Source organism: Geomonas sp. (assembly GCF_035254065.1).
Taxonomy (GTDB): domain Bacteria; phylum Desulfobacterota; class Desulfuromonadia; order Geobacterales; family Geobacteraceae; genus Geomonas.
On the sequence record NZ_DATFBA010000180.1, the window covers coordinates 1 to 6,177 of the forward strand.

At 61.0% G+C, this 6,177-nt stretch carries 4 protein-coding genes; all 4 read left to right on the forward strand.

Annotation, left to right across the window (positions count from 1 at the left end; translation table 11 throughout):
- Nucleotides 1–666 precede the first annotated feature (666 nt).
- The gene (gene nifH, locus VJ604_RS08765) at nt 667–1,536 is read left to right on the forward strand and encodes a nitrogenase iron protein (protein WP_324081638.1); all 870 of its coding nucleotides are present in this window, start codon (nt 667–669) and stop codon (nt 1,534–1,536) included.
- 61 nt (nt 1,537–1,597) lie between these two features.
- Nucleotides 1,598–3,043, forward strand: coding sequence for a nitrogenase molybdenum-iron protein alpha chain (gene nifD / locus VJ604_RS08770; protein WP_324081640.1), 1,446 nt, complete (start codon nt 1,598–1,600; stop codon nt 3,041–3,043).
- Nucleotides 3,044–3,095: 52 nt separating this feature from the next.
- Nucleotides 3,096–4,565, forward strand: coding sequence for a nitrogenase molybdenum-iron protein subunit beta (gene nifK / locus VJ604_RS08775; RefSeq protein ID WP_324081642.1), 1,470 nt, complete (start codon nt 3,096–3,098; stop codon nt 4,563–4,565).
- Between the two features lie 163 nt (nt 4,566–4,728).
- Nucleotides 4,729–6,177 (forward strand): nitrogenase iron-molybdenum cofactor biosynthesis protein NifE (nifE, locus tag VJ604_RS08780; protein WP_324081644.1); only part of this gene is annotated, 1,449 nt, incomplete at its 3' end.

A 6,177-nucleotide genomic window follows, 5' to 3' on the forward strand; every position in this document is an offset into this window, starting at 1 on the left:
AAGGGGCCGCTGGCACCGTCCGACCTCATGAGGCTGCACGAGGCGATGGTGCTCGCTGCGGCCTGAGCTAAACTGCTGCCGGTCACTGCTACATCTTACTGATCACTTTTGGTTCCCCAATGTTATTGGACCTGACTGCCCTCTCTCCACAGTCAGGTCTTTTTTTGTCCTCTTCTTTTTGATTCGTCCGGAGCTACTCCTCACAAAGGGGAGGGGAGGGCGGCTGTGGGAGCGGTTGCACGGAGCACGGAGCTCCATCCACTGAGACACGGAGCTCCCCCTCCCTAGCCCTTCGGGAGAGGGGACTGTCGAACGGGGTGAGCGGGGTGCAGATTTACGCGTGGTAAGAGGAGAGGGGAGCCACCGGAGAGCGGGATGGTCGGTTAATAAAGGTGACTATTATTTGTGCAGGTGCCTTTGTATACGCTGCGGCATCTTCAATTGAAAGGCTACATTCGCGTAATACCGCGAAGTTACCTTTTGGCACGGTAGCTGCTTATAGGTAATCCAAAACCGAAAGAGCACGCCGACGTGTTCGAACCAAGTGCAGATTGGCAAAGGCGCCCACCGTAACCACTAACGGAGCGCCTTTTTTATTGGGCCTCGAAACTCAAACCTGCCTCGCACCAAGATGATGGTCAGCGGGGCACCAAAAGGAGAGGGAACATGAGACAGATCGCAATTTACGGCAAAGGCGGCATCGGCAAATCCACCACCACCCAGAACACGGTAGCGGGCCTCGCCTCGCTGGGCAAAAAGGTCATGATCGTCGGCTGCGACCCCAAGGCCGACTCCACCCGACTCATCCTCCACGCCAAGGCCCAGGCAACGGTTATGGACATGGTGCGCGAACTGGGCACCGTCGAGGACCTGGAACTGGACGACGTCCTCAAGGTCGGTTACGGCGACGTGAAGTGCGTCGAGTCCGGCGGACCGGAGCCGGGTGTCGGCTGCGCCGGCCGCGGGGTCATCACCGCCATCAACTTCCTGGAAGAAAACGGCGCCTACACCCCGGACCTCGACTTCGTCTTCTACGACGTTCTGGGCGACGTCGTCTGCGGCGGGTTCGCCATGCCGATCCGCGAGAACAAGGCGGAAGAGATCTACATCGTCTGCTCTGGCGAGATGATGGCCATGTACGCCGCCAACAACATCGCCAAAGGTATCCTCAAGTACGCCTCCTCCGGCAAGGTCCGCCTCGGCGGCCTGATCTGCAACTCCCGCAACACGGACAAGGAATCCGACCTGATCGAGGCGCTGGCCGCCAAGCTCGGCACCCAGATGATCCACTTCGTCCCCCGCGACAACCAGGTTCAGAGGGCCGAGCTGAGAAGGATGACCGTCATCGAGTACTCCCCGGAGCACAAGCAGGCCCAGGAGTACCGCGACCTGGCCAGGAAGATCTCCGAGAACAAGATGCTGGTCGTGCCGACCCCGCTGACCATGGACGAGCTTGAAGAGCTCCTCATGGAGTTCGGCATTATGGAAGCCGATGACGAGTCGGTGGTGGGCGTGGCGGAAGCGGCAGCGCAGTAAGGAATTGCAGTGAATATATTTACCGCCTAGTGCCACCGGCCCTAGAGCTCGGAGGAATCATATGTCCGTAGAAATCAAGAAAGTAGAAGGGATCACGAAAGAGTCGACGCAGGAGATGATCGACCAGGTCCTGGACGCCTATCCCGAGAAGGCCAAGAAGAAAAGAGCCCCCCACCTGGGCCCCAACGATCAGGCTTCCGGCTCTGCCTGCGTAAAGTCGAACAAGAAGACGGTCCCCGGCATCATGAGCGCCCGCGGCTGTGCCTATGCAGGCGCCAAAGGGGTGGTGTGGGGCCCGATCCGCGATATGGTGCACGTCTCCCACGGCCCGGTCGGCTGCGGCTGGTACTCCTGGGGCACCCGCCGCAACCTGGTGAGCGGCATCAACGGCGTCACCAACTTCGCCATGCAGTTCACCTCCGACTTCCAGGAGAAGGATGTCGTCTACGGCGGCGACAAGAAGCTGGCCGAGCTGCTGCGCGAGGCGCACGATCTCTTCCCGCTCGCCAAGGGGATCTCGGTCCTCTCCGAGTGCCCGGTCGGCCTGATCGGCGACGACATCAACTCGGTCGCCAAGCAGTCGTCGAAGGAACTCGACATACCGATCATCCCCTGCAACTGCGAGGGGTTCCGCGGGGTTTCCCAGTCGCTTGGCCACCACATCTCCAACGACACCATCCGCGACTACATCATCGAGACCCGCGAATTCCCGGATCCGGTCGGTCCCTACGACATTGCCCTGATCGGCGAGTACAACATCGGCGGCGACGCCTGGTCCACCAAGCCCCTTCTGGAAGAGTGCGGCTTTAACGTGAAGGCGGTCTGGACCGGCGACGGCGAGATGGAGAAGATCGCGGCCACCCACCAGGTGAAGCTGAACGTCATCCACTGCTACCGCTCGATGAACTACATGTGCAAGGTGATGGAAGAGAAGTACGGCATCCCCTGGATCGAGCTGAACTTCTTCGGCCCGACCAAGATCAAGGAGAGCCTCAGGAAGCTGGCCGAGCTGTTCGACGACAGCATAAAGGAGAAGGTCGAGGCGGTGATCGCCAAGTACGATCCGCAGATGCAGGCGGTGATCGAGGAGGTCCGTCCGCGCCTGGAAGGGAAGAAGGTGATGCTCTACGTGGGCGGCCTGCGCCCCCGTCACACCATCAACGCCTACGAAGACCTCGGCATGGTCTGCGTGGGGAGCGGCTACGAGTTCGCCCACACCGACGACTATGACCGTACCGCCCCGGAGATGCCGGACGCCACCGTGGTTTACGACGACGCGTCCGAATTCGAGATGGAACAGTTCGCCCACGTGCTGAAGCCCGACCTGATCGGCTCCGGCATCAAGGAGAAGTACCTCTTCCAGAAGATGGGGATCCCGTTCCGCCAGATGCACAGCTGGGACTACTCCGGCCCTTACCACGGCTACAAGGGCTTCCCGATCTTCGCACGGGACATCGACATGGCAGTGAACAGCCCGACCTGGAGCCTGGTGAAGGCACCGTTTTAGAGAAACCAACAGGTGGTGTGACGGATGAGTCTCCCACCGAAGGAGATATGCAATGGCAAACAATCTTGGACTAGCTGTCAAACCGGTCACCGAGATCCCCGAAGAAGAGGTGCAGAGGGTCGCGGCCTGGATAAATTCCGAAGAATATAAAGAAAAGAACTTCGCGCGCACCGCGCTGACCATCAACCCCGCCCATGCCTGCCAGCCGCTGGGCGCGGAACTGGCCGCCCACGGCTTTGAGGGGAGCCTTCCCTTCGTGCACGGCTCCCAGGGGTGCGCATCCTACTACCGCTCCACCCTCAACCGCCACTTCCGCGAGCCGGCGCCGGCCGTTTCCGACGCGATGACCGAGGACGGTGCCGTGTTCGGCGGCCAGAACAACCTGCACGAAGGCCTCGAGAACGCCTACAACATCTACAAGCCGAAGATGATCTCGGTGTTCACCTCCTGCATGCCGGAAATCATCGGCGACGACCTGACCGCCTTCATCAAGAACGCCAAGCAGAAAGGGGTCGTACCGAAGGATTTCCCGACTCCCTACGCCAACACCCCGAGCTTCAACGGCTCGCACGTGCACGGCTACGACGCGATGCTGCTCGCCATCCTGCAGACCCTCACCGAGGGGAAACAGATCGAAGGGCGCTGCACCGGGAAACTGAACCTGCTCCCCGGCTTCGACGCCAACACCGGCAACTACTGGGAGTACAAGCGGATACTGAAAGCCTTCGGCATCCCCTACACCGTGCTGGCCGACATCTCCGAGGTCTTCGACGCCCCCAACGACGGCACCTACCGTCCCTACCCGGGCGGCACCAAGCTGGAAGACGCGGCCGATTCCATCAACGGCAAGGTCACCCTCGCCCTGGGCACCTACTCGAACGCCAAGACCTTCAGCTGGATCAAGGACAACTACTCCGGCAAGCATGTCTCCATGCCGACTCCCTTCGGCATAGCCAAGACCGACGCCCTGCTGCTGAAACTGTCTGAACTGTTCGAGAAGCCGGTTCCCGAGTCGCTGAAGGAAGAGCGCGGCCGCGCGGTCGACCTCATGACCGACGCCCACCAGTACATCCACGGCAAGAAGTTCGCCGTCTACGGCGATCCCGACTACCTCCTGGGCTACGTCTCCTTCCTGCTGGAGATGGGCGCTAAGCCGGTGCATGTGCTCTGCTCCAAGGGAAGCAAGAAGCTCGAGAAGGAGCTGAACGCGCTCCTGGAGGCCTCCCCGTACGGGAAGAGCGCCAAGGTGTACATCAACAAAGACCTCTGGCACTTGCGGAGCCTGGTGATGACCGAGCCGGTGGACGCGGTGATCGGCGACACCCACGGCAAGTTCCTTGCGCGCGACGCCAACATCCCGCTGTTCCGCTTCGGCTTCCCGATCTTCGACAGGGTGAACCTGCACAGGGAGCCGCTGATCGGCTACCAGGGGGTCATCAACATGGTCTCCACCATCTGCAACAAGTTCATTGACCTCGTGGACGACAGCTGCGACGAACGTCACTTCGAGATGATGAGGTAATTCCCGAAGGCCATTACTCCTGCTCCAGGAGGGGGGAGGTTGGGTGGGGGGATCTCTGGTGGCGTCGCCGGCGGTGCTCCCCCTCCCTGACCCTCCCCCTTCGGGAGAGGGGATGTTTATAAAGGATAGTAAAGAGGTACCGACCCTCAAAGGAGAGGAGCTCATGGCAAAACCGGATTGGTACGACGTAGAAGACTGCAAGACCAATGACGCTGGGGCACCGAAGTTCTGCAAGAAGTCGGAGCCCGGTGAGGGGACGGAACGAAGCTGCGCTTACGACGGCGCACGGGTGGTCCTGATGCCCATCACCGATGTCATTCACCTGGTCCATGGGCCCATCGCCTGTGCCGGCAATTCCTGGGACAACCGCGGGGCGCGCTCCTCGGAATCCCAGCTCTACCGGCGAGGCTTCACCACGGAAATGCTGCAAAACGACGTCGTTTTCGGCGGCGAGAAGAAACTCTACAAGGCGATCCGGGAACTCGCTGCGCGTTACCCGGAGGCCAAGGCGATCTTCGTCTACGCCACCTGTGTCACCTCGATGACCGGCGATGACATCGAGGCGGTCTGCAAGGCGGCGACGGACAAGGTTCCCATGCCGGTCATCCCCGTGAACACCCCGGGCTTTATCGGCGACAAAAACATCGGCAACCGGCTGGCCGGCGAGACGCTCCTGAAATACGTGATCGGCACCGCGGAGCCCGAGTACACCACCGACTACGACATCAACCTGATCGGCGAGTACAACATCGCGGGCGACCTGTGGGGGATGCTGCCGCTCTTCGACAAGCTCGGCATCCGGGTGCTTTCCTGCATCAGCGGGGACTCCAAGTACGAGGAGCTGCGCTACGCGCACCGTGCGAAGCTGAACGTGATCATCTGCTCAAAGAGCCTCACCAACCTCGCCAAGAAGATGCAGAAGAATTACGGGATTGCCTACGTGGAGGAATCCTTTTACGGATTGACTGACGTTGCCAAGGCGTTGCGCGATATCGCGCGGGAGTTGGACGACGTCGTGAACGGCCTGGAGAAGCGGATCATGCAGGACCGGGTGGAGAAGCTTATCGCGGAAAGCGAAGCTTCCTGCCGGGAGCTTTTGGCCCCCTACAAGGCGAGGCTGGCCGGCAAGCGCGCGGTCCTCTTCACCGGCGGCGTCAAAACCTGGTCCATGGTGAACGCGCTGGCCGAACTGGGGGTGGAGATCCTTGCGGCGGGGACCCAGAACTCGACGCTGGAGGACTTCTACCGGATGAAGGCGCTCATGCACCAGGACGCATCCATCATCGCCGACACCAGCACCGCGGGCCTGCTCTCGGTGATGTACGAGAAGCTCCCCGACCTGATCGTGGCCGGTGGCAAGACCAAGTTCCTCGCTCTGAAGACCAAGACACCGTTCCTTGACATCAACCACGGCCGCTCCCATCCCTACGCAGGGTACGACGGCATGGTCACTTTCGCGAAGCAGCTCGATCTCACCGTGAACAACCCCATCTGGCCGGTTCTGAACTCAAAGGCCCCCTGGGAGAAGGATGCTGTCGAACTGGAAGCGGACCTCCTAGCGGTGACGGGGCACGCCGAGCGGCTGGCCGCCGAGGAGATGAAATCGTCGCGG